Raw genomic sequence first — 3,892 nt, 5'->3', positions numbered from 1 at the left:
AGCATCTGTAACGCTAGATAAATCAAGCAACGGGATTGTTGTTAAAGATGTGCAGCCAAAAAACATTGACCGCGTACTTGTACAGTTAGATAAATTAAATAAAGGCACAGTTGTTAATGCTGTACAATAAGCAAACATTGCATAAGCATCTGTAACACTAGATAAATTTAACAATGGCACAGTTGTTAATGCTGTACAATCCCTGTACTGGTTCGTTGCGTCTGCACCGTTACTTACAATATTGCCAATATCTATTGATAGTAACGAGCTACAACCAAAGAAACTGCCAATATTTAATCGTGATACGCCTTGTCCATAGTTAGCTATTTTAGTAATTTTGGCCTTATCACCAAGATTGTTAAAATAAATACCCCCGAAAAGCCTAGACTCAATCTTGACAGTGTAAATCCCACTCGCTGCATAGACGTGTGTGTTGTTACCGTTTACACCTGTTGAGTTTGTGCCATCACCCCAGTAGATTTTTACGGTTTCACTGGCAGCTTTAACGATTGGCAGCACAAACGTATTGCTTGCGCTGCCAGCCTTTGTTGTGTCAACAACAATAATCATTGGCTTAAACGGTTGTTGCTGTAAGACATTATTTTCAAAAAATGGTCTCATTAGCTTAACTCACAAGTAATTTCCAAATAAAATTGCTGTGCTGATGCAGGTGTAAACGCATCAAGTGTTGTTAAAATGCAGTAGATTGTCGTATCTGCTGCTGCACAAACGTAGGGCATTAGTGCAGTTGATAAAGCAAAAGCTGCGTCAGATGTTGTGTCTTCTGTATTACACGGGTCTAAATCAATACGCCCGATTAATTTGTCTTTGTCAGCGTAAAGCATGGGCTTTGGCGCATTGTCATTAATAGGGCTTGGTGCTGTGTGATAAAACGATAATCTAAAACGTGCTGTACAGGTTTTTTGATTAGTCAATAACATAGTCTTAACGATATACCCTTGCCCACCGTTCGCGTTTGCACAGTTAGCAAAACTAAGTAAGGTTGGTGCTGTTGTACTATTCGCAATAGCGTCATTAGCAGCATAAGCTGTTGTGTCGGCAGGGCGTGTAAATGACGCTGATTTTTGAACAGACTTGCCGCCAACAGGCAACGGATTGCTAGAGCTAACAGTGATTAGTGTACCCGTCTCATCTAAAAATGCACTCATAAAAACCTCTTTGTCTAAAATTTTAGTTTAACAATAAAATCATCAATAAGAGCAACAATGTTACCAGCACTAGACCATTGCTCGGAGTAGTCTGGTTTTGTGTATTTAGCCATTGTTACCTCTTAATAAGTAAATGCCGATGTGGGCGGTGTAAAATTAGCTAAGTACATTGCTTCTTTTACAGGAGTAAAAGAGTGGTAATGGATTCCTCTAAATTGCCAGTTGAGTGTAAATCAACTACGTTGTATAAAATTTAAAGTTTTTAATTTTAAATCCAGTGCTGTTAGAACCAGTACCGAATACAAAACCTGCCTGATTAGTGCTGTTACCAAGAATATCTCCTGATATTGTGCTAGTAGCAATCAAATTGTTGTTAATGTAAAGCTTTGGATAAGCTGTATTTGTTGTTTGTACGATTTTTACATTAAAGAATGCTGCTGACATATCGAAACCAAGATTTACATCAAAAACAAATTGGTTTTGGTAGGAGCGAAACCTCAACATACCTGTTGATTGCTCTAAATATAAGCATGGAAATCCGTCAGATGTATAAATAGACTTGTATAGAATGCGTCTATATTCTGTTGCGATCATTTTTACATCAAACTCAAGTTGCCAACCTTTACCAACTGTATTTAGCGATGACTGTACTTGACCGTCTGTTGTCCCTGTTGCGATTACATCGTCATTATCAAGCAGCAAAGAACCACTTGAATAAGTTGGTGTACCTTGCGCCGTACGTGTTGGTATAGCATTGCCGCTTGTGTCCGTAGCGTTGGTAGCAAAAGGCAATGACAACCTAAGAACACCGACACCCGAGGTCACCGTCACCGCCTTCGTCACGGCATGCGTCGCACCGTCGTCGTCGGTCACGGTCAGCGTCACGTTGTACGTGCCGGCCGCCGCGTAGGTCTTGCTCGGGCTGGTCGCCGTCGACGTGGTCGAGTCGCCGAAATTCCAGCTGCGCGACGCGATCGTGCCGTCGCTGTCGCTCGAACCATCCGTGAACGTGGCCGACAGGCCGCTCACGCTGAAGCTGAAGTTCGCCGTCGGCGCCACGTTGGTGCCGCCGCCTACTTGTTCTTTTTTTAAAACACCAAGCGGAAACATAAATCACCCCACAACTTTCCAAACATTAGAGCCTTTATAGACTAATGTTTTTGTCTCATATTGATAACTAAACGTTAAATCACCTTGTAATGAAACCCCACTAGCCACCAATGCTTGAGCAGCATAAGTACCAGTGATGCTGATATTTACACTATCACCAACAGATTTGCCTGTGCCTGTCGATGTATTAACAGTGATGCTAGTGAGTGAGTTATTAGACAACTCAATAATTGTACGACCGTTTTCAGTAACGGCACTAGCAGGGACGGTGTAGGTTGTTAGTGTTGTAGTAGAATCATTTAAAAACTGATAGCGTTGATTAGCGACAGTTGCATAACCATTAACAATGTACGACCTGATAGCAGATAACAACGCCTTAACATTACTGCCACTTTGTACAAGCACAGTTGATTCTGTACCGTCTAGCGTACCGTTTGAGCTTAGTTCGCTTATTTTCTTATCTACCATCGCATCACCTCATTTTTAAACGATTGTACCGTATATTGCACCCGTTGCAAGCCATGTTATTAGACTGTTGCCATTAATCGCGTAGTCACCATTTGCCCCACCATTGCCGCCGTCACCTGCATAGATATAGCCGATGTCGCCATATGCTTGACTATTCATGCCATTTGTTGCTGACACACTCAATACAGGACAACCGCCATCGCCTGCCGTATAAGTTTCGGCAAAATATCCCCCACTAGCACCATTTAATCTTGGATTGCCGCCATATGATACCGCAATAAATTTTGTTGCTGTTTCGCCTACATTGCCAACTTGTTGATTGTAGGTATAGCTGTAAACACTGTAAGTGTAATCTGTAAATATCGTGTCATCATAATTCATCTGGCCGACATTGCCGCCTGCACCAAATGGCCAACCACCACCACCACCCGAGCCGCTTTGTGTTCTGCCATAAAACACCCCACCACCGCCATCATTACCCGAAACCGCTCCACCACTTGCACCACCACCACCACCGCCCACAGAGATAATCCCATTATTTTCTATTTCTATAGGGTACGTTGCTCTTAATGCATTTCCACCTTTTTTGCCATGTACCACACTTGACGGATTGGCGCGATTACCCCCGTAATGCTCCCAATACCTCGGGTCATGCCGAGGGTCATCATAAAATGCCCTACCACCACGGCCACCATCACCACCACGGCCAGCAACAATTGCCCCCGACTCAATAATAAGTCTGATAAACACACCGCTAGGCCATGTATTAGGATTGGTTAGAGCATAGTTTGATGTATTAGATGCTGATACCAAAATACCGCTTGTAATAATAAATTCAACAATAGAGCCTGCTGTTAATGATGCAGGGTCATAATTTTTGTCGTGAGCATTTTTTAGATTTAAGTCTAATAATAAGCTTGTGTCGCTACCGTCAATATATACTCGTCTATTAACAAATGTTGCACCACCAAAAGCAAATTGACGCGCAACAAATGCCCATGTAGTGCCTGTTTGCTTTTCTACGCGCTTGGTAATTTGTAGAAGTAATTCTAAGGGTGAGCCTGTAAAATCTTGCTTTTGTTTAGACTCGATGGTCACAAAATCGCACAGTTTTAAATTAGAGTCTTTAGCATCAAGCATAAAAT

Annotated in this window: 4 protein-coding genes and 1 pseudogene; all 5 read right to left on the bottom strand. The window is 42.2% G+C overall.

What is annotated here, in order from left to right; translation table 11 throughout:
* A partial coding sequence (locus tag Q0212_RS16200) for a hypothetical protein (protein ID WP_297927454.1) occupies positions 1-621 on the bottom strand: 621 nt, incomplete at its 3' end.
* The gene (locus Q0212_RS16195; protein ID WP_297927451.1) at positions 621-1,169 is read right to left on the bottom strand and encodes a hypothetical protein; all 549 of its coding nucleotides are present in this window, start codon (positions 1,167-1,169) and stop codon (positions 621-623) included. The genes Q0212_RS16195 and Q0212_RS16200, both read right to left, overlap by 1 nt.
* Positions 1,170-1,406: 237 nt before the next feature.
* On the bottom strand, positions 1,407-2,279 hold the full coding sequence (locus tag Q0212_RS16190) for a PKD domain-containing protein (protein ID WP_297927449.1): 873 nt from the start codon (positions 2,277-2,279) through the stop codon (positions 1,407-1,409).
* A 3-nt stretch (positions 2,280-2,282) separates the two neighbouring features.
* Positions 2,283-2,747 (bottom strand): hypothetical protein, encoded by a 465-nt coding sequence (locus tag Q0212_RS16185; protein ID WP_297927428.1) that lies wholly within the window; start codon positions 2,745-2,747, stop codon positions 2,283-2,285.
* Positions 2,748-2,762: 15 nt separating this feature from the next.
* Positions 2,763-3,892 (bottom strand): annotated as a pseudogene (locus Q0212_RS16180) (hypothetical protein); the annotation flags it as partial.

This window comes from uncultured Agitococcus sp., from assembly GCF_937920075.1.
Lineage (GTDB): Bacteria > Pseudomonadota > Gammaproteobacteria > Pseudomonadales > Moraxellaceae > Agitococcus.
The sequence above is the reverse complement of the archived record's forward strand: the minus strand, read 5'-3'. Positions and strand labels throughout refer to the sequence as shown.